The sequence below is a fragment of the Gordonia sputi NBRC 100414 genome (assembly GCF_000248055.1).
Taxonomy (GTDB): domain Bacteria; phylum Actinomycetota; class Actinomycetes; order Mycobacteriales; family Mycobacteriaceae; genus Gordonia; species Gordonia sputi.
On record NZ_BAFC01000065.1, the window covers coordinates 14,630 to 35,614 of the forward strand.

Sequence of the window (20,985 nt, forward strand, 5' to 3'; positions counted from 1 at the left end):
GGGCGCTCAGAGCTTCTCGAGCACGCTCGTCATCTGGGTGGGCACCGAGTCGGCGAGGCGGCCGAAGATGGAGCTGAAGAGGGGTTCGCCGATCAGCTTGAAGCGGTGGAAGTCGACGAGCGCACGGTAGGTGACGCTCGTCGTTCCGTCGCCGAGGTCGGTGAACGAGAGGTCGTCCGACGTCGTGGCGGTCTTGTTGGAGCCGGAGAACACGACGTGGTCGGGGTCGTCGCGCGTCAGTTCGTAGGTCAGCTCGGTCGAGATTCCGAAGAGCTTCGACTTGTTGTGCCAACGCGTGCCAAGTGCGATCGGGGCGTTGTCCTCCTGCGTGCATTCCACTGTCCCCGGGTCCCATTCCTCGGCGTGGGCGAAGTCGCGCAGATAGGCGACGATCACCTCACGCGGCTGTCGGACAGTGAAGGTGCGCGAGACGTCGACCACCGTGGGCCTCCTCATGTGTCGGATCACTCGGTTCTGTAGACAAACGTTCTATGAGAGTTCGGTGAGACGACGCTGCCGGATGGGTGCATTCCTGCCTACACTCTGTGGGTTGGATCGCGGCGATCGTGTCGCGGATACGTGTTCGTGGAGGTACAGGTCAGTGCGCACGCTTCTCGGGATGGCAGCTGCGGTGGTGTTGGCGGCGTGTGGCGTCGTGGTCGCATCGGCGGGGTCGGCGTCGGCCGCGCCGGGACCATGCCCAAAGGTGTACGTGTTGGCAATACCCGGCACCTGGTCTGACGGACCAGGTCTGCTCGGTTCCGTCACGTCGAATCTCGGGCCCGACACCAAGGTCTCCTATGTCGGCTACGACGCCACGGCGTTCCCGTGGGAGAGCGCCATCTACGGAAAGTCGAAGGCGCAGGCCGTAGCCAATACCAAGGGTCTTGCCCTGGGGATGCTCAAGCGTTGCCCGGGCACCAAGATCGCGCTCACCGGTTACAGCCAGGGTGCCGACGCCGCAGGCGACGTCGCGTCGGAGATCGGTACCGGCCACGAGAAGATCCGTCCGCAGCAGGTCGCGGGAGTTGTGCTGATCTCAGATCCGCGTCGGTCGTCGAAAGACAATCTGGTCGGGCCGCCCCTATCCGGGCAGGGTAGCGGTGGGCCACGCCTTGACGGCATGGGCTACGTGCTGCCGCGCGCCTTCACCATTTGCGCGCCCAAGGATCTCTACTGCAACGTGCCGCGTGAGTACTACGTGACGCGCGTGATCGGCTACCTCGCTGAAACCAGTGATCCGACGCCCAGCCAGGTCGGCCAGTATCAGGCCGAGGCGGGGGCAATCGTCAACGAGATGCTGACCAGGGGCGGGCCGGGCAACGTCGTCAACGAGCTGAGCAACGCTCGAGCGCGGCAGCAGATCATCGAGTTCAACCGGTTCTTGCAGTCGGGTTCACACGGCGATTACGGGCGTTTCGAGGTCAAGCCGGGTGTGACCGCCGTGGAATGGGCACATCAGTTTCTCGCCGGATTGGGCTGAACCGCGCGTCGGTCTCTGACTGGTAACGAATCCTGTGTGACGATCGATACGAAGGGTGAGGTTGCGCCGACACAGTCGGCAATACAAGATAGTAAAGATCGAATCCGTTCTGACGCAGGAAACGTATCGTCATGAAGCTGGCAGCAACGTTCCAGACACCCCGTCGACACTCAATGCTGAGTGCCATCACCGGCGGCCGACTCGGCCGCCATCGTGAGGCGCCGCGATTCCCCGCAGAGGCCGAACGCCTCGTCACCGCGGCGGAGCTCAAGCGACTGAGTGCGTGAGCAGGTCGCCGGTCACCCCTCGGTGACCCGCGCTGATGCGTCGCCCAGAGAGATCACGTCGCCGACTACCAACTGTCGACCTCTGCGTGTTTCCACACCGCCGTTGACCGTGACGAGACCGTCGGAGATGACCTCCTTCGCCTCGGCTCCGGACTCGATGAGGTTCGCCAATTTCAAGAACTGACCGAGCCTGATCCCGTCACCCCGTACAGGTACGTCGAATGCGTCGTCGTCCATGCCTGAGATACTGCCTGACCGGCGGAGCGTACGCACCGTCGAATCCCGGGTGAACTACCTTTGATCCATGGCGGTCGAGTCCCCATCTCACGCACGTTCAAGTGCTCCCACAGATCCCGACGTCGCGTTGCAGCGATCGCAACGGGCGGAGGCGGATCGTCGTTCGGCCGATCTGCTCGAGCGCATCCGCCACCCCCGCGGATTCGGCAGCCACGCGCCGCGGATCGCTGGACTCGTCGTCGGAATCATGGCGACCATCGCATTGCTGTCGAGCATCTTCCCGTTCTTTCGGCACTGGATTCACGTTCCGCGCGACTACGTGGACGACTTCATCATGTCGATGCCCGACACGAGCTTCGCGTGGTCGTTTGTGTTGGCCCTCGTCGCCATCGCGCTGACGGCGCGCAAGCGCATCGCGTGGTGGATCTGTGTCATCTACCTGCTGCTGTTCATGGCTGGAAACGCGGTGCTGTTGTGGCAGCCGGTCGCCGACGACTTCGACGTCGACGACGCCGAGCGCATGAACATCGTGATCGGTCTCGGTATCGATCTCGTGGCCCTTATCTTCCTGCTCGTCACATATCGGCAGTTCTACACGCGGGTTCGACGTGCCGCCCTACTGCGCGCGCTCGTGGTGCTGGTGGTCGGACTTGCCGTGGCAACCGGCATCGGGTTCGCGCTGGTGTGGCTGTTCCCGGGCAGTCTGGAACGCTCCGAGCGTCTGCCCTACGCGTTCAATCGGGTCGTTGCGTTCGCCGCGATCGACCAGCGGACTTTCGACGGCCATCACGCGTATCCGCCGGTCAATGGCGCACTGGGTCTGTTCGGTGCGCTCGCGCTGATCGTCGCGGCGTCGGTGCTCTTCCGATCGCAGCGGCTCAAGTCGCTGATGACGGCGACCGACGAACGACTGATCCGGGCGCTGATCACGCGATTCAACGACGACGACTCGTTGGCCTACTTCTCGACGCGACGCGACAAAGCGGTTGTCTTCTCGCGCGACGGTCGCGCGGCGATCACCTACCGTGTCGAACTGGGTGTGGGTCTTGTGGGTGGCGATCCGATCGGCGACCCAGAGTCGTGGCCGGACGCGATCGCCGAATTCCTGGTGCTCTGCGAGCGCTACGGGTGGCATCCCGCGGCGATGGGTTCGAGTGAGCGAGGCGCGGCAGCATTCGATGCCGCGGGGTTCACCTCGCTGAACATCGGCGACGAGGCGATCCTGCACACGCGCCAGTACACGATCAGCGGGCCGACCATGAAGGGCGTGCGCCAGGCGGTGACACGAACGCGCCGCGCAGGCGTCACCACCCGCATCCGCAGGCACCGCGACATTCCGCCGACCGAGATGGCCGACGTGATCGCGCGGGCCGACGCCTGGCGCGACACCGAGGAGGAGCGCGGCTTCGCGATGGCGCTCTCGCGAATCGGCGATCCCGCAGACGGTGACTGCCTGCTTGTGGAGGCGGTCCTGAACGAGGGACAGCCCGACGAGAAGGTCGTCGGGATGCTGTCATTCGTTCCGTGGGGTAAGCGCGGGGTCTCGCTCGATCTGATGCGCCGCGATCGCAGCGGCATCAACGGCGTCGTGGAGACAATGGTCAGCGACCTGTGCCGCGACTCGGAGAACTTCGGGATCACCGACATCTCGCTGAACTTCGCCACCTTCCGCGCCGTGTTCGAGAAGGGGCAGGAGATCGGCGCGGGCCCTGTCATGCGTGCGAGCTACGCCGTGCTGATGTTCGGCTCCAAGTTCTTTCAGATGGAGTCGCTCTACCGGTCCAACGCCAAATACCTTCCCGACTGGCAGCCTCGCTTCCTCTGCTTCGAGGACACCCGAATCCTCGCGCGAGCGGGGCTGGCGGCTGTCGTCACCGAGGGCTTCGTCAGGCTGCCAAGGTTCGGCCGCAAGCAGCAGTACACCGCGGGACAGCCGTCGATTCCCGCCGGCATCGATGTCGACGCGTTGATCGCTGAACTCGACGCCGAGGCGGAGGCCCAGAACGCCGTCGCAGCCCACCGTCCGGAGCAGGTCCGGGTGCGACTTGCCAAGCTGGACAGGATGATCGACGACGGCGTCGACCCATATCCACCCGCCGATCCGCCGTCGCACTCGATCGCGGAGGCCATCGCGGCGCCTGCAGGTACGCCGGTGTCGATCGCCGGGCGCATCACGCGACTGCGCGACTTCGGCAAGGTGGTCTTTGCCGACGTCCATGACTGGTCCGGGCAGGTGCAGATCCTGGTCGAAGTGTCGCGACTCGATTCCGGCTCAAGGGATTTCGCGTCCGACGTCGACCTCGGTGATCTGGTCGAGGTTCACGGTGACATGGGTACGAGCCGCAAGGGTGAGGTATCGGTGCTTGTGGATCGCTGGGCGATGATCGGAAAGTCGCTGCGTCCGCTACCCGACAAGTGGGCGGGCCTGACAGACCCGGAAGCCCGTGTGCGGCAACGCTACGTCGACCTCGCGATCAATCCACGTTCGCGACAGTTGCTTGCCACGCGGAGCGTCGTCGTCAAGTCGCTGCGTGACTTCCTCTCTGCCCGTGGCTATCTCGAAGTCGAAACCCCGATACTGCAGCAGATCCACGGTGGCGCGAACGCGACCCCGTTCACGACCCACATCAACGCCTACAACCTCGACCTCTACCTGCGCATCGCACCGGAGCTGTACCTCAAGCGGTTGTGCGTCGGCGGCGTGGAGAAGGTGTTCGAGATCGGCAGGAACTTCCGCAACGAAGGCGTCGACTTCAGTCACAATCCGGAGTTCACGAGCCTGGAAGCCTATGAGGCGCACAGTGATTACCTGAAGATGCTCGATCTCACGCGGGAGATGATCCAGTTCGCGGCCACCGCCGCCTACGGTGAGCCGGTGATCGTGCGCTACGACGACGAGGGTAACGAGCAGCGCATCGACATCTCCGGGCAGTGGCCGGTGAAGACCGTCTACGGGGTGGTGTCGGAGGGCGCTGATGAGGAGATCACGCCGGAGACGTCGGTGGAACATCTCCGCGAGGTCTGCAGGCGCCTCGACATCGCGTTCCGTCCGGACTGGGACGCGGGCGCGATAGTGCAGGAACTCTACGAGCATCTCGGTGAGGACCGCACCACTTTCCCGACGTTCTACACCGATTTCCCGACGTCGGTCTCGCCGCTCACGCGCGCTCATCGGAGCGAGCCGGGAGTGGCCGAGCGGTGGGATCTGGTGGCGTGGGGCGTCGAACTCGGTACCGCGTACACGGAGCTGACCGATCCGGTGGAGCAGCGTAAAAGGCTTACCGCGCAATCGGTTCTGGCTGCCGACGGCGATCCGGAGGCGATGGAACTCGATGAGGACTTCCTGCAGGCACTCGAATACGCGATGCCGCCGACCGGCGGTCTCGGCGTCGGCGTCGACCGTGTGGTCATGTTGATCACGGGTCAGTCGATTCGCGAATCGCTGGCATTTCCGCTGGCCAAACCGCAGGAGAGCTGAGTGGTGGCCGACGGTCGTCGCGAGGTCGATCGGCCGCCACCCGGGCAGATCGTCGACGTCGATGGCCAGCACATCCACGTCGTCGACGAGGGTGTCGGGCGCCCACTGCTGCTGATGGCTGCGATGGGGAGTAACTGGTTCGATCTCGACCATCTCGCCGCACGACTCGTCGAGCGTGGTTGGCGGGTGATTCGATTCGATCGCCCTGGATATGGCCTGTCCGAACAACTTCCGCGAGGTCGTGTGCTGACCCTGGCGCTCGAGGTCTCGTGGATGACGGGCGTCCTCGATGCGCTGCGGATCGCGGAGCCTGTGACGATCGTCGGACATTCGGTTGCCTCGCTGTATGTCGAGGCTTTCGCGCGAGTCCATCCGTCGCGCACTGCGGCGGTTGCGATGCTCGACGGCTCGTATGTACTCCTGCCGTGGCGGGTGGTACCGCTCGGTGTGCGAATCGACAACGCGCACAGGATGATCGACACGGCGAGAGGAGTCACGGAGCGGTTTCGCCTTCCGCGGCGCGGATTCTCGCGAGTACGGACTGTGGTGCTACCCAGGCCCCCGGAGGGGTTCTACGATCACGAGCACTACTGGGCAGCGAGGGTCTTCGGTAACTGGCCGATGCTGCTCGCCACGATGGTGGAGAACGCGGCCTTCCCGGCGATCAACGCGTCGCTGCGTCGCATGCGCAAGAGCCATCCGATGCCCCGGGTTCCGGTGATCGTGGTCGCCGCGCTTTCCGGGCCGAAGGCGTGGCAGAGCTTCTGGCTGTGGAAGCAGGCCCGCTACGCGCGCATGCTCGGTGGTCGGCTGGTGCCGATCGTCTCGCGCCATTTCGTCGTGTTGGAGGTTCCCGACGAGATCGCGGACGCGATCGATCAGTTGCGCTGATCGAGAGCGCGCTTCTTACCGCCCGGTAACCTGAGGTACCCATGACCGCGCGTCACACCTATGCTGTACGTCATGGCAGAGCTGACTTTCACTCCCACGGCCGACCTCGTCGACGAGATCGGTGCAGACGTCCGTAGTTGCGATCTCCAGTTCACCCAGTACGGCGGGGTCCGTGAGTTCGTCGGAACCGTGACGACGGTCCGCTGCTTTCAGGACAACGCCCTGCTCAAGTCGATCCTCGGGGAGTCGAACCCCGGCGGTGTGCTGGTGATCGACGGTGATGCCTCGGTGCACACGGCGTTGGTCGGCGACATCATCGCGGAGCTGGGCCGGTCGAACGGCTGGGTCGGGATCATCGCGAACGGCGCGATTCGCGACGCCAAGACCATCGGTGGAATGGAGATCGGCGTGAAGGCGCTCGGCACCAATCCCCGCAAATCCACCAAGACCGGAGCAGGTGAGCGCGACGTACCGCTGACGCTGGGTGGAGTCACCTTCACGCCGGGCGACACCGTGTACTCCGACGACGACGGCATCGTCCTCGTCGCACCCTGACCTTCCGACTTCTCGACTCTCGACCACTTCCCACGCAGCAGGAGGCTCCGATGCCCAAGCCAACCCCCGACTACTTCGAACGACTCGGCGCATTGGTAGCGATCGACAACGCTGCCGCACGCCCGACCCGATCCATCCTCGAAGCGTTCAGCGGCGTCGAGATGGCGACCATCCCGGTTGCCACCGCCGAGGATCTCGAGACCGCGGTGTCGCGGGCGCGTGCCGCTCAGCAGGGGTGGGCCAAGCAGTCGCCCGCAGAGCGCGCGAAGGTGCTCAAGAAGTTCTCCGAGTTGGTGTTCGCCAACGCGGCGTCGTTGATGGATATCGCGCAGGCCGAGACGGGCAAGGCTCGTTCGTACGCGCAGGAAGAGGTTGTCGACGTCGCGCTGACTGCGCGGTACTACGCGACGCACGGCCCCAAGATGCTCGCCGAGCGCAAGGTGCAGGGCATGCTGCCCGGTGCCACCAAGGTGCGGGTGCGGTATCAGCCCAAGGGCGTCGTCGGAGTGATCAGCCCGTGGAATTACCCACTCACACTTGCGGTTTCGGATGCGGTCGCCGCCCTGCTCGCGGGCAACGGCGTGGTGATCAAGCCCGACAGCCAAACCCCCTACTGTTCGCTCGCGCTGGCTGAGCTGTTGTACGAGGCCGGTCTGCCGCCCGCGCTCTTCGCGGTGGTCCCGGGTCCGGGAAGTGTTGTGGGACAGGCCATCATGGCCACCTGCGACTACGTGATGTTCACCGGATCGTCGGAGACCGGAGCCTCGCTCGCCGAGCAGGCGGGGCGTCGACTCATCGGTTTCTCCGCGGAACTCGGCGGCAAGAACCCGATGATCGTGACCGCCAACGCCAAGATCGACCACGCCGTCGAAGGTGCTGCGCGAGCGTGCTATTCGAACTCCGGCCAGTTGTGCATCTCGATCGAGCGGCTGTACGTCGACAAGGCTATCGCCGAGGAGTTCACCGAGAAGTTCGGCACGTTTGTCCGCAACATGAAGCTCGGGGCCAACTACGACTTCAACGTCGACATGGGGTCGCTGGCTTCGGCCGCACAGGTCGAGACGGCCGAAGCGCACGTCGACGACGCCGTGTCGAAGGGGGCAACGGTGGTCGCCGGCGGCAAGCGTCGCGCCGACCTCGGCCCCTTCTTCTTCGAGCCGACCGTGTTGTCGGGCGTGACCGACGAGATGACCTGCTTCCGCAACGAGACATTCGGCCCGGTCGTGTCGGTGTATCCGGTCGACTCCACAGACGAAGCGATCAAGCTGGCCAACGACACCGACTACGGTCTCAACGCGAGCGTCTTCGCTGGCAGCAGCGACGAGGCGCAGGCGATCGCGGAGCAGTTGCGCGCCGGCACCGTCAACATCAACGAGGGCTACGCGGCAGCGTGGGCGTCGACCGCAGCGCCGATGGGCGGCATGGGCATCTCAGGTGTCGGCCGACGCCACGGCGAAGAGGGGCTGCTCAAGTACACCGAGCCGCAGACGATCGCCGAGCAGCGCTTCATCGGCATCGACAAGGCACCCGGAGTTCCGAAGAGTGTCTACCGCGCGGTCACCCCGCTCGCGGTGCGGTCGCTGAAGTTCCTGCCGGGACGGTAGAGGTCGGGATCTCCCGCCAAGGGCGATTCGTCGGGTTCTCGATCCCCGGACGCGTGTGAGCCGTTACGGTTGGCCCATGTCGCCGCAGCGCAGCGTACTCAAAACCGGTGTGATCTCGTGTGTCGTCGCAGCCGGTATCGCGGGAACCGTGGCAGGTGCCCCGTCAGCGAAGGCCACGCCCGGCCTTGCGGTCAGTTCGATCGCGACCGGGCTGAGCCACCCCTGGGATATCGTCACCGCACCAGACGGCACGGCTCTCGTGACCGAGCGTGCCGGCCGTTTCGTGGCCATCAGGCCGGGACAGGCGCCGAAGGCTGTCCGGGCCGATTTGAGCGCGCTCTGGGTGCACCGCGAAGCCGGACTCATGGGTCTCGCGGTTGATCCGGGATTCGCGCAGAATCGTCGAATCTATTCATGTCAGGCCGAGAAGGCAGGCACCGAATCGTCGGTCGCGCAGGGCGCCAAGATTCCGCAAGGTGTCGGAAGCGTGCCGCTGCCGTGGCCGAACACCGGGCAGCAGGTCACGGTCGCCTCGTGGCGGGTGTCGCAGGACTGGTCGAGCATGCAGCGGGAGCGAACGGTGCTGGCAGGTATCCCGTTGAACGCGGGCGGCAGACACGCGGGATGCGGGTTGGCCGCGGCGTCGGACGGGACTCTGTGGATCGGCACCGGCGACAACGCGACGGCTGGGTACCCGCAGAGTCGACAGTCGTTGGGCGGCAAGGTCTTACACGTCAAAGCCGCAACAGGCAGGCCCGCTGCCGGCAACCCCGACCCCGCGAGCCCGATCGCGACGCTCGGCCACCGCAACGTGCAGGGCATCGCGGTGCAACCGGGCAGCGGACGGGTCTACTCGATCGAGCAGGGCACCAGCGTCGACGACGAGCTCAACCTCATCCGGCCCGGCGCCAACTACGGTTACCGGCCCGACCGCGCACCAGTGATCTACGACGAATCGGTGCCGATGACCGACCCCACGCGGGTACCGGGTGCGGTCGGTCCGATCTGGAAGTCGGGTAACCCGACGATCGCAACGCCCGCACTGCAGTTCTTGCCGAGCAGCGGCTGGGGCGACTGGAACGGGGCAGTCGTCATCGCGGCGCAGAAGGCCGAGAAGTTGGTTGTGGTGAAGCTCGACGACAGCGGAACGCGGGTCGTCCACGTCGACGAGGCTTTGTCGGATCGGTATGGGCGACTGCGTGCCCTGGCGGTCGACAGGGACGGCTCGCTTCTCGTCGGAACGGACACCGGAACCGATCAGATCCTACGAATCCGACCAGGAGCCTGATTCATGTGTGACCCGGTGATGTGTGACGACAGCGATGAGTGACGGCAGCTATGTGTGACGGCAGCTATGTGTGACGACGACGTGGTGCGGCATGCGCACGAGGAAGCCAGGCGGTTCAGTCGTCGGACCGCGTTGCAGATGACCGCTGCGGCCGGCGCCGCGGCGGCCGGGGTCGGTATTGCGTCGCGACCTGCGCGCGCCTCGGCTCAGCCCGGTGCGACGCGAGTCGTCGACCTCACCCATCGACTGGGACCGGGCTTCCCGATGTGGCCCGGTAACCCGCCGGTGGTCAGCGTGCAGACGTCCCGAGTCGGGCCCGGCAACTCGGGCTTCGCCACCAGGTGGATGTCGTTCGCCGAGCACTCGGGGACCCACGTCGACGCCCCGGCGCACAAGATCGCAGGCGGGCGAACGGTCGACGCGATACCGGCGCGCGACCTCGTGGTGCCGCTGGTGGTGATCAGTATCGCGGCCGCTGCGCGCGGAAATCGGCGGGCGGTCCTGACAGAACGCGACGTCGAAGGGTACGAACGCGTTCACGGTCGCATTCCGGCGCGTGCCTTGGTGGCGCTGCATTCCGGGTGGCAACCCGCGACAGGCGGAGCCGACGCGCCAGGGTTTGATCCCGCCGCGGCGCAGATGTTGGTGACCGAACGGGGGGTGTCGGCGCTGGGGACCGACACCTTGAGCGTCGACATCAAGGGCGGCGTCGGCGCGCACACAGCGATTCTCGGTGCCGGGCGGTACGCGGTGGAGGCGTTGGCCAACCTGACGGACGTTCCGCCCGCGGGTGCGCGCGTCGTCGTGGGAGCGCCTCGGTTCGCGGGCGGAACGGGTGGTCCGGCGAGGGTGCTCGCACTCGTCGACTGACGGACGCCCGCGTTCACAGACTTCTCCCAGCGAGGGTCCAGGGTCGCGGTAGCGGGGTCTCGGATTCTGGTAGACGAACCCAACCGAGACTTCTGCCTCACACCGAGATTCTGGAGGAATGATGACCGCAGTTCTGGAGCGGCGCGACGTATCGCCGCCCGCCGACGATTCACCACCGACGCCCAGGCGTCGCCGATTGGCCGGGCGTCCGGTGTGGTGGAGTCCGTTCGCGCTTGCAGGACTCCTCGTGGCGACCGCGGTGCTCTACCTGTGGAATCTCTCCGCCAGCGGATACGGCAACACCTTCTACGCGGCGGCCGCGTGGGCGGGCTCGCAGAGCTGGAAGGCGTGGTTCTTCGGAGCACTCGACCCGTCGAATTTCATCACCGTCGACAAGCCCCCGGCGTCGCTGTGGGTGACCGGACTCTCGGTGCGCATCTTCGGCATGAACAGTTGGGCCGTGTTGGTGCCGCAGGCGCTGATGGGCGTCGCGGCGGTGGCGCTGATGTACGCGACGATGCGTCGAGTGATCACCGATCCGAGGCAGGGGACCGCCGCGGGACTGATCGCTGGCGCGGTGCTCGCCTTCACCCCTGCGGCCGCGTTGATGTTCCGCTTCAACAACCCCGACGCACTGCTGGTGCTCTTGATGGTTGCCGCGGGGTACTGCCTGGCACGGGCGATCGCGACGAACTCCGGCCGGTGGCTGGCGCTGGTGGGTGTCGCGCTCGGCTTCGCCTTCCTGACGAAGATGCTGCAGGGCCTGTTGGTGCTGCCTGCATTCGGGCTCGCCTACCTGCTGTTCGCAAACAACGGTTGGCTCAAGCGAATTGGGCAACTCATCGTCGCGGCTGTGGCTCTCGTTGTGTCGGCCGGATGGTTCGTGGTGGCGACGATTCTGACGTCCGCCAGCTCACGTCCCTACATCGGCGGCTCGACGAACAACACGTTCATGGACCTCGTCTGGGGCTATAACGGCGTCGGACGCATCAGCGGCGGTTCGGGCGGAGGCCCTGGCGGCGGTGGCGGCGGCGCAGGAGGTTCCTTCGGCGGATCGACGGGCCTGAGTCGACTCTTCAGCTCGGAGATGGGCAACGAGATCTCATGGTTGCTCCCTGTCGCGCTCTTCGCCATCGCCTTCTGCGTGTACCTGATGATCCGCAGCTTCCCGATCTTCAACTATCGCAACGGTATTCATCGCACTGAGGCGGGCGCGGTTGTCGCCTGGGGTGGCTGGCTCCTGGTCACCGCGATGATCTTCAGCTACATGAGCGGCATCATCCACCCCTACTACACGGTGGCTCTGGCGCCTGCTGTTGCCGCGATGGTTGCGCTCGGTGGGGTGTTCGCGTGGCGACGTCGCGCCAACTGGGACGGACGAATTGCGTTGAGCGCCATGATCGGTCTCGCCGCAGGGTGGTCGATCGTCCTGCTCAACCGCAACGAGTGGGGTCCGGTCTGGTGCCGGTGGATCATCGGCGTCGTGGCCGTGCTCGCCGTGATCGGTGTGCTCGTGGGAGGTGCGCTCGGACTGAAGAAGCTGTTCGTGGCCTCCGTCATCGCGGGAGCGATCGCGGGATTCGCAGGGGCAGCGGCATTCTCGATCGCCACTGCCGCGACGGCACACCACGGGTCGATCCCGACGGCCGTGCAGACGAACGGCGTCCAGGGCGGCATGGGCGGACCGGGCGGGGGCGGTCCGAGCGGCTCGCGAGGCGGCAGCGCACAGAACGGCGCCGCACAGAACGGCGCCGCACAGAACGGCACCGCGCAGTCGAGTTCGGGACAGCCGGGAATGGGTCAGCCTCCCAACGGAACCCAGTCGAACGGCGGAACCCAGTCGAACGGCGGAACCCAGTCGAACGGCGGAACTCAGTCGCGCAGCGGAACCCAGAGCACGCGCTCGTTCGGTGGCGGCATGGGTATGGGCGGTCCGGGCGGCGAGTCGTCGACCAATGCCGAACTGGTGAAGCTGCTGCAGAGCACCAACAGCACCTGGGCGGCGGCGACCAACGGCTCGCAGTCGGCGGCGAACATCGAGATTGCGACGGGTAAGTCGGTCATGGCGATCGGCGGATGGAGTGGCGATCCCGCACCGACGCTCGACGAGTTCAAGCAGTACGTGAAGGAAGGCAAGATCGCGTACTACATCGGCGGCGGTCAGGGTGGTCCCGGAGGCAACTCTGCGATCTCCACCTGGGTGGCCCAGAACTTCACTGCCACCACGGTCGGAGGCACCACGGTCTACAAGCTGACGTGACGCACCACTAGTTGACGTAGGGTCAGAGCACCATCGGCGGCCCACCTTTCGCGCCGAGCGCGGGGGTGGGTCGCCGACGTCGTCAGACGGTACGCACGCGCACCAGGCCGTATCCGACCGCACAGTATCCGACCGAGCATCTGGAGAGCCATGATCGAGAAGATCACCGAGTTCAGCCGAGACGGATGGACCTTCGACGTCGTCGATTCCGGTCCGATACCCGGTGCGGCGTCGGACATTCCGGTGATCCTGCTGCACGGCTTTCCGGAACGCGCATCGTGTTGGGAGGACGTGACACCGCTACTCAATGAGCGCGGACTGCGTACCGTTGCACCCGATCAGCGTGGCTATTCGCCCGCCGCGCGACCACAGTCGGTGCGCGACTATCGAATCAGCGAACTCGTCGACGACGTCATTGCCTTGGCGGACGCGCTCGACGCGCCGCGCTTCCACCTCGTCGGACACGACTGGGGCGCGGCAGTGTCGTATTCGGTTGCGGCCCGTCACCCCGATCGGGTTGCCACGTTGACGACGTTGGCCGTTCCGCACACCGGTGCCTTCTTGCGCTCGATGCCCCGCGGACAGGCGCTGAAATCGTGGTACATGGGGTTCTTCCAACTGCCGAAGGTGCCCGAGCGGGTCATTGCGTATGGCGCGAAGCACGGCGGTGGGCGACTCGAGATGTATCCCGGCTTCTCCGAACGACTCTCACGCGAGATCGTCGACTACGGTGCGCTCACCGGAGGGATCAACTGGTATCGCGCCATGCGGTTCTCGTCGATCGGTTCGCTCGCGAACGACAAGGTGCGGGTGCCCACCACCTACCTCTACGGCGACAAGGACCACTTCTTGAGTAAGGCGGGTGCGCGCGCGTGCTCTGAATTCATCGACGCCCCATACGAATTCGTGGTCTTGCAGGGCGTCGACCATTGGATGCCGCAGCGCGCGCCCGAGGCGATCGCCGATGCGATCACCGCGCGGGCGGAGTCGTTGTCGGACTGAGAAGCTGACTGACTGAGAAGCTGCCGGACTGAGGAATGGCTGCCGGGCCGAGAGGCTACCGGCGGGCTGAAGAGCTACTGGTGGTGCCGTCGCCAACGCAGCACGATCAGCAACGCGACGGCGAGTGCCGCAAGGGCACCGGTGATCGCGCCGAACGCGATGGGCATCGCCGGATTGGCCGCGGGAACCTCGGTCCGTCCCGATCTGATGCGCGCGAAACCTGCTCTCGCGGCGTCGGATTCGGCAACGGGATCGGAGGCCGTCGGTGCCGCGGGCGCTGGGGTCGTCGGCGCGGATGCAGGTGCAGTCGTCGCCGGCGGTGTGGTTGGCGCAGACGTGGTTGTCGGCGCAGACTCCTGGGCGCTCGTCGGCTCGGAAACCGGGGCCGATGGCGCCTCTGCCTCGAACAATGTCGGTTCGTCTGCAGCAGGGGGAGTGGTCGCGGGGGGAGTGCTCTTCGGGGGAGCCTTTTTCTCCGCGGCCTTGGTCGGAGGAGCCTTCTTCGCGGCGTTCTTTGCCGCCGACGGTGTCGCGGCACTCTTCGTCGGAGCGCTCTTCTTCGCTGCGGTGGTCTTCTTCGCCGCGGCAGTCTTCTTGGCAGGCGCGCTCTTCTTCGCTGCAGGCGCCTTCTTCGCGGGCGTGGACTTCTTGGCGGGCGCTGACTTCTTCGCCGCGGGGGACTTCTCGGTCGGGGACTCCTGCGTTGAAGACGCCTCAGCGGGAGACTCTTCAGCAGGCGACTTCGCAGCGGCGGACGCGTGTGGGGGCACAGCCTTCTTGGCGGCGTCGTTCGTCTCGGCGGCGGGCTTGCGCGACGCGTCGTCGGATGGTGTCTCGCCGGAAGTCGGGTCTGTCATGTCGGGACGCCCCCTGGGGTCGGTCTGGATGGTCCTCATCGTAGGCGCGGCGTCGAAGCAGCAGAGATGTTCGACGCCGCGCGTGGGTCGACGTGCGGTGTCGCTACGTGCGGACGCCGAGTCGGGCCATGATGTCGGCGTCGATGGCGCTCAACTCGTTCTCGACCGCCCTGTGTGCGGTCTTGCGCTGCTGCGGCGGCATCGATTCGGCGGCCTCGACGGCGATGGCGAGATTGTCGAGGCGGGCGGTCATGGCGTCGACGAACTGCTTGGTATCCGACGACGTGTCCTGCGCCGACACCTTCTGCAGCGACGTGCGGAGCGAGTCGATACGAGCCAGCAGGGGTGCGCCGCTGCCCGAGTACTTGACCAACTGCGCCGGCGACACGCCGATGCGCTTGGCCTGGAGTTCGGTGATCTTGCCGCGGCCGGCGACCGCGACGCGGTAGATCACGGGCACTGCGATGGGCGCGACCAGGCGTGCGACGGTGAGGAATCGCTTGACGCTTGCGGGGCTGAACGGCTTGGCGTCGGCAGTGGCTTTTGCTTTCGCGGCAACGGTTTTCGCCTCGGCCTTCGCGACCTTCTGAGCCGCCTTTGCCTCGGCCTTCAAGGTCTTGCGCTGCGCCTTGAGTTCTTTCTCGACGATCTTCGTGCGCGACTTGTGCAGCTCCTTGGACGCCCTGCGCCTGTCCTTCGCAGCCAGCTTCGCGTCGAGCTTCGCCTTGGCTTTGAGGGCCTTGGTTTCTGCGCGTCGTTGAGCACGAGTCTTACCGTCGGACGAGAACAATCCCATGCGGGCACCTTTCCCTGCGCCAGTTTGCTACAAGCATTGCATAGGCTCGATACAGACCGATCACATCCGTCACACCGGCGGTGCGATCGACAGCCCAGATGTCTGATGAGCCGGTGAGAATCGAGGTGGGGTGTGGCCGCGGCCGTGTTGCATCCACGCGACCTGGCGGGATGCGAGCATCGGGTCGCCCTGGATTTCAGCCATCCCGACCTCGTCCGCGACCGGGCAGACACCCCTGAGGCGGCCCGTCGCAAAGAGTCTGCGCAGCTGCGACGTGAACGCATCCGCGACTTCCTGCTCGGACTCCACAGCGGCGAACCGTCGAACACGTTTGTCGTCGTCGACGACGGCCCGCACGCGCAGCGCGTTGCCGCCACCCGAGAGGCATGCTCGTCGGGTGCGCGGTGGATCTGGAATGCCACGCTGCCGACCGACCGTGTACACGGCAGACGAGGGCATTCAGAGCTCCTGCTGCGCGTCGGCGAGTCCGACGACGCGGCGTCGGGCTACATCCCGATCATTGTGGTGAACCATCGCGTGACGTATCCGGCGAAGAACCCGCGTCTGCACACCGGCGAGGTACCGACCCTCGTCACCAGTCCGCTGTGGGGGTGGATTCCGGCGCCCGACCCGTTCCGCTCGCCCCGAAGCAACCGCCGCGACCAGCTACGACTGGCACACCTGACGCAGATGCTCCTCGACGAGGGGCTCTCGCCCGACGTCGAAGAAGACGAGTTGCGCGCAGGGGTCATCGGACTCGACGCCGACTGCATCGTCGTGCACAGGGTCGGGACGTCGCTTCCCGAATATCGCGAGGTCTTCGATCGCAGGCAGCACGTCGCGGCGGGAGATATCGCGACGACGCCGCGTCGGATCGGTGAGTGTCGCGGGTGTCCGTGGTGGGGGCGCTGCGGCCCTGAGCTGGAGGAACGTCGAGATGTCAGCCTCGTCGCCAACGGCAACCAGGGCGACGCATTGCGTGCGATCGGGATCACGACGATCGATCAACTCGCCCGCTACGACGGCGACCCGCCCGCAGACTGGCCCGCCAACCAGAGCTTCGACGACGCGGTCATCTGCGCGATTGCGTGGCTCGCCGACATTCCACTCGTCCGTCGCGTCGAGGAGCCGACCGTGGCCCGAGCCGACGTCGAGGTGGACGTCGACATGGAGAGCTTCGGAGAGGACGGCGCGTACCTGTGGGGCACCCTGCTCACGGACAACACCGATCCCGCTCGAGACGTCGTCTATCGCGGCTTCGCCACCTGGACGCCGCTTCCGACGGCCGACGAGGGACGGGCGTTTGCCGAGTTCTGGACGTGGCTGATGGCCGAGCGCGCCGACGCCCACGCAGCGGGCAAGACCTTCGCCGCGTACTGCTACTCGCAGCAGGCCGAGAACAGGTGGTTACGCGCGTCTGCCGATCGGTTCGGCGATGAGCCCGGCATGCCGACGCGGGCCGAGGTCGAGCAGTTCATCGCGTCGGACGAGTGGGTCGACATCTTCGAGGCGGTGGGACGCAACTTTGTCGCACCGAACGGCAAGGGGCTCAAACGTGTTGCGCCCGTTGCTGGTTTCGGGTGGCGCGATGCGGAAGCCGGGGGAGAGGCCTCGATGGACTGGTACCGGCGGGCGGTCGGGATCGGTGGCGTCGACGTCGACCTGAGTCAGCGTGACCGACTGCTCGAATACAACGAAGACGACGTGCTCGCCACCAAGGTCCTACGCGAGTGGATGGACGGCTCGGCGGTCGGTGAAGGAGACGGCTCGGCCGTCGGTGAGCTCCCGTTTGCCGACGACCTTCTCGCTTTCCGACGCTCAGGCGCGAGTCGAGCGGAGAGCGTCGAGGAACGAACCGCTTCCGAGTAGCGCGACGGCGCCGAGAAGTAGCAGTGCACCCGGCGCGATGTCGGCGACGAACCCCGTGAAGCTGCTCAGGCTGACGCCACCCGACTTCGCGGGCGCAGCGGCCGGTGGTGCCTGCGCGGCGGCCGCGGCGGAGCCGCTGCCATTGTTCGACGGCGCACCGCCCTGCTGTGTGCCCGAGCTGCTGCCCGCCTGCGAACTGTTCGACGACGATCCGCCGCCGGTCGAGGGACTCTGGGGCTGCGCGGGCGCTGCCGGTGGTGCTGCGGCAGGCGGCGCGACCAGTGGGACCGCGAACGCGGCCGCGGGCGGTTGCGCGGCCGGCCCGGGCGCGCTGTGGTTGGGACCGAGATTCGACGGTCCCGGATTCGACTGTCCAGGGCCCGCGGGTGGGTTGGGCGGTGGATTGCCACCCTGACCTGCGCCGGCGTGGGTCGTGGTGGTTGTCGAGGGTGTGGTACCGGGCTCGGTTGTGGTGCCCGGGGTCGTCGTGGTGCCGGTGTCAGTCGTGGTGCCGGTGTCAGTCGTGGAGCCGGGGGTTGACGGCGTTGTGGGCCCGCGCTCGGTCGTCGACGGATTCTCGCCGGTCGAGGTCTCACCGCCCGAAGGGTCGACCGGGGTCGGTGGCGTCGGTGAAGTCGGGGTGTGGGTGTGATGGTGGCCCGAACCGTGCCCCCCGCCGCTGTGATCACCGCCGCCGTGCCCCCCGCCGCCGTAGTCACCGCCGTGGTGCGAGCTGGAGTGGTCGGAACCGCCGTTTCCGGACCCCGAGTCGTCGGGTTCGTCGGCCCAACCGATGCCGCTGCCGATGGACAAGAGAAGGACGGCAGACAGTGCGAGAATCACTGCAGGGATGCGCGACCGCTTCGGGCGGCGGTTGCTGCTGACGCGATGCGCCATACTGCGCTCCTGTCCGTTTTCTGTCGTGAACGGCCGAGTAAACGGTACCCTGGTCCGCATTACCCTCGATCCTGTAATCAGATCGAGATGAAATGTTCACCCGCGGGGAGGTGTTCGTGATCAAACTGTGAATAATGCCACAAGGCCGTAAGGTGTTGGCGTTATGGCTGGTTGCCAGCTCGCACGTGGGGGAACGCTGTGCGTCTAGCATGCCCATCGTTGCATTGGGGATGCGTGTCGGGCTTTAATGTTTGCAAGTTCAAATGTCGGCTTTCGGAGAGTTGAATGACTTCACAAGGGACGGATAACCCCATGGGTGACGCCGGTAGGGGTGGGTCCGACGAACGCTCCACGTCCGTCGATCCGGGTTTGTTTGCTCGACGGCTCGAAGAGCTGTTTCGTACGGTCCCAGGACCAAACGGACGCGCGTACAGCGCCAAAGCGATCGCGGCTCGCAGTACGGAGCGCGGATTCAGGCTGGGTGAGTCCTACCTCAGTCAGCTTCGCTCGGGTAAGGCCAAGTCGCCGTCGTTCAGGACGGTCGAGGGAATCGCTGCGGCTTTCGGGGTAGATGTCCACTACTTCCTGGAAGATCGCGCAGCGCAGCGTACGCGCGACGAGATTGATCTGATGCGGCTGCAGGCCGACACCGACGTCCAGCTTGCAGCATTCCGGTTGGCCGGACTGTCGAGCGATTCGGTGACCGTGGTCAACGAGCTGATCAAGGTGCTGCGCGAGCAGCAGGGGCTGCCCAAGGACCCGCCCGACGTCGTAGCTGCCGGTCTCACTGAAGACGAGGTCGACGCCATCGAGGCGCGCCTGCGCGTCGTCGGTTTGTCCAACGACGACTGATACTGCAGGCCCCGCGACACCGTGACGTCGAACAAGTCGGTCGATGAGGGTTCGCGCCGCAGCCAGCGGTCGCTGTGGGCGCTTGTTCGTCGGTCACTCGACGGCCTCGACCTCGACCTACCGCTCGACGTCGTCCAGCTCTGCGAGCGGTACGGCGAGCGGCGTGGACGTCCGATCCGGCCACTGCCGTACGCGCTGCCCGCGGGGATGCCCAATGGTGTCTGGTTGGCGGCCAAAGATGCCGACTACTTCTTCTATCAGGAGAACACGTCGCAGTTGCACAGAGATCAGATCATCGTGCACGAGTTCGGTCATCTCATCGCAGGTCACCAGATGCTCGGCGAGGCATCGCTGACAGGCCCACCGGCGGCCTCCGGAGACGAATCCGACGCCGCGCTGCGTCGAACGTGCTACTCCGACGACCGCGAGTGGGAAGCCGAGACGCTGGCTTCTATGATTCTGACGTGGGCACAGTCGGCGGGCAACAGCGTCGGGACAACGGCCGACAACAAAGAAGTGCGGGGCCTACAGCGGCTCCTCGGGGGTCATAAAGGCTGGCTGTGAGGTGACTTCAGATGACCGACATCATCAATCTGGTCGCGCTCGTCGCCTTCGTGCTTGCGCTGTGTTGGCGTCTGGACAAGATCAGGCGCGGTAGCGGGGGCCTTCAGGCCATCGCGATGACGGTGGCGATCTCCGCGCTGACGTTGGCCTTCGTGGTCAGCACCAGAACGAGCGCGCACTACCTCGACGAGCACGTCTATGTGGGCAGTTCGCGCTGGCTGTACTACGCGTTGCTCGCACTCGGCGTGGCGGCGTTGGTCATCGTGTTCTTCTTTCCCACCGCTCGTGCCACTCGCGAGCGGCGTGCCGGTCACGAGGCCTTCCCGCTGGTCGTCGCATTGATCGGTCTGCAGGTTGCGCTGGTGTTCACCCCGGACTCGCTGCGGACGTCGTCGGTCAGCGAGTGGAGCTTCAAGAACTGGGGATTTGCGCTCTTCTACATCATCGCCAGCGCGTATCTCGCGTACGGATTCGGTGCGTGCGTGCGCAGTGTGTTCAAGTTCTATCGCGTGTCGGAGGGGTACCTGCGGTTCTCGCTCGGCCTGCTCCTCGCGGGCTTCGGCTTGCTCGCTTTTGCGTCGGTCCTGCAGGTCCTCGCGGTGCTCGGAAGTGCGAGCGGCCTCATCGGCGCGGTCAATTCGCTGATCGCGGTGCGAACCCTCGACATCGTCGGCATCGTCGCATTTCTCGTGGGCATCAGCTTTCCGATGCTGCACTCGCGGTGGACCGAGCTGGCCGCACGACGTCGCCATCGGCGTGCCGCCGCCGCCCTCGAACCGTTGTGGAGCCTCCTGACGAGCGCAATCCCCGAGGTGGTGCTCCCGGAGGCGGGCAGATCGCCGACACAACGCCTGCACCGTGAGGTCGTCGAGATCAGGGACTCACTGACACAGTTGAGCCCGCTGGTCCCCGAGGAGTTCGACGACGTCGACGACGAGGTGAAGGTCGCGATGCTGCGCGACGCCGTCGAGGCCTACCGCGACGAAGGCGGAGCGTCGGGGCCGGTGCGCCCGATGGTCCCCGCAGACGGCACGGGACTCGACGCCGAGGCCGCACCCCTCATCCGACTGTCACGGTTCGTGGTCGAGGATTCTGCGCGCGAGGATCCCGATGCGGCCGAGGACGTTGACGCGTACGTCGATCCCGGCCACGAGGTGCCGACGACCATGCGCGGGGTCCAGGCTCGCGACTGACC

Annotated in this window: 19 protein-coding genes; 14 read left to right on the top strand and 5 right to left on the bottom strand. The window is 65.9% G+C overall.

What is annotated here, in order from left to right; all coding sequences use genetic code 11:
* Positions 1–6: 6 nt before the first annotated feature.
* Complete coding sequence (locus GOSPT_RS11060; RefSeq protein WP_005206095.1) at positions 7–441, bottom strand: SRPBCC family protein; 435 nt, start codon at positions 439–441, stop codon at positions 7–9.
* Between the two features lie 178 nt (positions 442–619).
* On the opposite strand from GOSPT_RS11060, the gene GOSPT_RS11065 reads away from it, so the two are divergent.
* Both GOSPT_RS11065 and GOSPT_RS23885 read left to right on the top strand, forming a co-directional pair.
* On the top strand, positions 620–1,483 hold the full coding sequence (locus GOSPT_RS11065; protein ID WP_051993853.1) for a cutinase family protein: 864 nt from the start codon (positions 620–622) through the stop codon (positions 1,481–1,483).
* 131 nt (positions 1,484–1,614) lie between these two features.
* The gene (locus tag GOSPT_RS23885; RefSeq protein WP_005206097.1) at positions 1,615–1,770 is read left to right on the top strand and encodes a hypothetical protein; all 156 of its coding nucleotides are present in this window, start codon (positions 1,615–1,617) and stop codon (positions 1,768–1,770) included.
* Between the two features lie 12 nt (positions 1,771–1,782).
* Here the strand turns inward: GOSPT_RS23885 and GOSPT_RS11070 are convergent, their stop codons facing one another.
* A complete protein-coding gene (locus tag GOSPT_RS11070; RefSeq protein ID WP_005206098.1) occupies positions 1,783–2,007 on the bottom strand; it encodes an RNA-binding S4 domain-containing protein in 225 nt (74 codons plus the stop codon).
* Positions 2,008–2,074: 67 nt separating this feature from the next.
* On the opposite strand from GOSPT_RS11070, the gene lysX reads away from it, so the two are divergent.
* The 8 genes from lysX (at position 2,075) to GOSPT_RS11110 (ending at position 13,955) form a co-directional block, all read left to right on the top strand.
* A complete protein-coding gene (gene lysX / locus GOSPT_RS11075) occupies positions 2,075–5,485 on the top strand; it encodes a bifunctional lysylphosphatidylglycerol synthetase/lysine--tRNA ligase LysX (RefSeq protein WP_005206099.1) in 3,411 nt (1,136 codons plus the stop codon).
* Positions 5,486–6,376, top strand: a complete 891-nt coding sequence (locus tag GOSPT_RS11080; RefSeq protein ID WP_005206100.1) for an alpha/beta fold hydrolase — start codon at positions 5,486–5,488, stop codon at positions 6,374–6,376.
* 60 nt (positions 6,377–6,436) lie between these two features.
* Positions 6,437–6,931 (top strand): ribonuclease E activity regulator RraA, encoded by a 495-nt coding sequence (gene rraA, locus GOSPT_RS11085; RefSeq protein ID WP_005206102.1) that lies wholly within the window; start codon positions 6,437–6,439, stop codon positions 6,929–6,931.
* Positions 6,928–8,535, top strand: a complete 1,608-nt coding sequence (locus GOSPT_RS11090) for a succinic semialdehyde dehydrogenase (RefSeq protein WP_269449447.1) — start codon at positions 6,928–6,930, stop codon at positions 8,533–8,535. Before rraA ends, GOSPT_RS11090 begins: the two co-directional genes overlap by 4 nt.
* A gap of 76 nt (positions 8,536–8,611) precedes the next feature.
* The gene (locus tag GOSPT_RS11095; protein ID WP_005206114.1) at positions 8,612–9,823 is read left to right on the top strand and encodes a PQQ-dependent sugar dehydrogenase; all 1,212 of its coding nucleotides are present in this window, start codon (positions 8,612–8,614) and stop codon (positions 9,821–9,823) included.
* Positions 9,824–9,889: 66 nt separating this feature from the next.
* A complete protein-coding gene (locus GOSPT_RS11100; protein WP_005206115.1) occupies positions 9,890–10,693 on the top strand; it encodes a cyclase family protein in 804 nt (267 codons plus the stop codon).
* 121 nt (positions 10,694–10,814) lie between these two features.
* Positions 10,815–12,953: an ArnT family glycosyltransferase gene (locus GOSPT_RS11105; protein ID WP_039855703.1), complete on the top strand. Its 2,139-nt coding sequence runs from the start codon at positions 10,815–10,817 to the stop codon at positions 12,951–12,953.
* A gap of 150 nt (positions 12,954–13,103) precedes the next feature.
* Complete coding sequence (locus GOSPT_RS11110; RefSeq protein WP_005206117.1) at positions 13,104–13,955, top strand: alpha/beta fold hydrolase; 852 nt, start codon at positions 13,104–13,106, stop codon at positions 13,953–13,955.
* A gap of 74 nt (positions 13,956–14,029) precedes the next feature.
* Here the strand turns inward: GOSPT_RS11110 and GOSPT_RS11115 are convergent, their stop codons facing one another.
* Both GOSPT_RS11115 and GOSPT_RS11120 read right to left on the bottom strand, forming a co-directional pair.
* The gene (locus tag GOSPT_RS11115) at positions 14,030–14,812 is read right to left on the bottom strand and encodes a hypothetical protein (protein ID WP_141630868.1); all 783 of its coding nucleotides are present in this window, start codon (positions 14,810–14,812) and stop codon (positions 14,030–14,032) included.
* Positions 14,813–14,915: 103 nt separating this feature from the next.
* Positions 14,916–15,608: a DUF6474 family protein gene (locus GOSPT_RS11120; protein ID WP_005206119.1), complete on the bottom strand. Its 693-nt coding sequence runs from the start codon at positions 15,606–15,608 to the stop codon at positions 14,916–14,918.
* Positions 15,609–15,740: 132 nt separating this feature from the next.
* On the opposite strand from GOSPT_RS11120, the gene GOSPT_RS11125 reads away from it, so the two are divergent.
* The gene (locus GOSPT_RS11125; RefSeq protein WP_005206120.1) at positions 15,741–17,477 is read left to right on the top strand and encodes a TM0106 family RecB-like putative nuclease; all 1,737 of its coding nucleotides are present in this window, start codon (positions 15,741–15,743) and stop codon (positions 17,475–17,477) included.
* On the opposite strand, the gene GOSPT_RS24555 is transcribed toward GOSPT_RS11125, so the two are convergent.
* On the bottom strand, positions 17,427–18,374 hold the full coding sequence (locus tag GOSPT_RS24555; RefSeq protein WP_005206121.1) for a hypothetical protein: 948 nt from the start codon (positions 18,372–18,374) through the stop codon (positions 17,427–17,429). The two genes, GOSPT_RS11125 and GOSPT_RS24555, sit on opposite strands and share 51 nt — an antisense overlap.
* A gap of 312 nt (positions 18,375–18,686) precedes the next feature.
* Between GOSPT_RS24555 and GOSPT_RS11135 the strand changes: the two genes are divergently transcribed.
* The 3 genes from GOSPT_RS11135 to GOSPT_RS11145 are packed head-to-tail and all read left to right on the top strand — an operon-like array spanning position 18,687 to position 20,983.
* On the top strand, positions 18,687–19,226 hold the full coding sequence (locus tag GOSPT_RS11135; protein WP_372495430.1) for an XRE family transcriptional regulator: 540 nt from the start codon (positions 18,687–18,689) through the stop codon (positions 19,224–19,226).
* A 21-nt stretch (positions 19,227–19,247) separates the two neighbouring features.
* On the top strand, positions 19,248–19,790 hold the full coding sequence (locus GOSPT_RS11140; protein ID WP_005206123.1) for a hypothetical protein: 543 nt from the start codon (positions 19,248–19,250) through the stop codon (positions 19,788–19,790).
* Positions 19,791–19,801: 11 nt separating this feature from the next.
* Entirely contained in the window at positions 19,802–20,983 is a 1,182-nt protein-coding gene (locus tag GOSPT_RS11145) for an MAB_1171c family putative transporter (protein ID WP_005206124.1), read from the top strand.
* Positions 20,984–20,985: the final 2 nt, after the last annotated feature.

Coding starts and splice junctions, on each gene's coding strand:
- GOSPT_RS11065 (WP_051993853.1), top strand. CDS start 620: ATGGCAGCTGCGGTGGTGTTGGCGGCGTGTGGCGTCGTGGTCGCATCG.
- GOSPT_RS11145 (WP_005206124.1), top strand. CDS start 19,802: ATGACCGACATCATCAATCTGGTCGCGCTCGTCGCCTTCGTGCTTGCG.
- GOSPT_RS11120 (WP_005206119.1), bottom strand. CDS start 15,608: ATGGGATTGTTCTCGTCCGACGGTAAGACTCGTGCTCAACGACGCGCA.
- GOSPT_RS11110 (WP_005206117.1), top strand. CDS start 13,104: ATGATCGAGAAGATCACCGAGTTCAGCCGAGACGGATGGACCTTCGAC.
- lysX (WP_005206099.1), top strand. CDS start 2,075: ATGGCGGTCGAGTCCCCATCTCACGCACGTTCAAGTGCTCCCACAGAT.
- GOSPT_RS11115 (WP_141630868.1), bottom strand. CDS start 14,812: ATGACAGACCCGACTTCCGGCGAGACACCATCCGACGACGCGTCGCGC.
- GOSPT_RS11100 (WP_005206115.1), top strand. CDS start 9,890: ATGTGTGACGACGACGTGGTGCGGCATGCGCACGAGGAAGCCAGGCGG.
- GOSPT_RS11135 (WP_372495430.1), top strand. CDS start 18,687: ATGGGTGACGCCGGTAGGGGTGGGTCCGACGAACGCTCCACGTCCGTC.
- GOSPT_RS11070 (WP_005206098.1), bottom strand. CDS start 2,007: ATGGACGACGACGCATTCGACGTACCTGTACGGGGTGACGGGATCAGG.
- GOSPT_RS11095 (WP_005206114.1), top strand. CDS start 8,612: ATGTCGCCGCAGCGCAGCGTACTCAAAACCGGTGTGATCTCGTGTGTC.
- rraA (WP_005206102.1), top strand. CDS start 6,437: ATGCTGTACGTCATGGCAGAGCTGACTTTCACTCCCACGGCCGACCTC.
- GOSPT_RS23885 (WP_005206097.1), top strand. CDS start 1,615: ATGAAGCTGGCAGCAACGTTCCAGACACCCCGTCGACACTCAATGCTG.
- GOSPT_RS11105 (WP_039855703.1), top strand. CDS start 10,815: ATGACCGCAGTTCTGGAGCGGCGCGACGTATCGCCGCCCGCCGACGAT.
- GOSPT_RS24555 (WP_005206121.1), bottom strand. CDS start 18,374: ATGGCGCATCGCGTCAGCAGCAACCGCCGCCCGAAGCGGTCGCGCATC.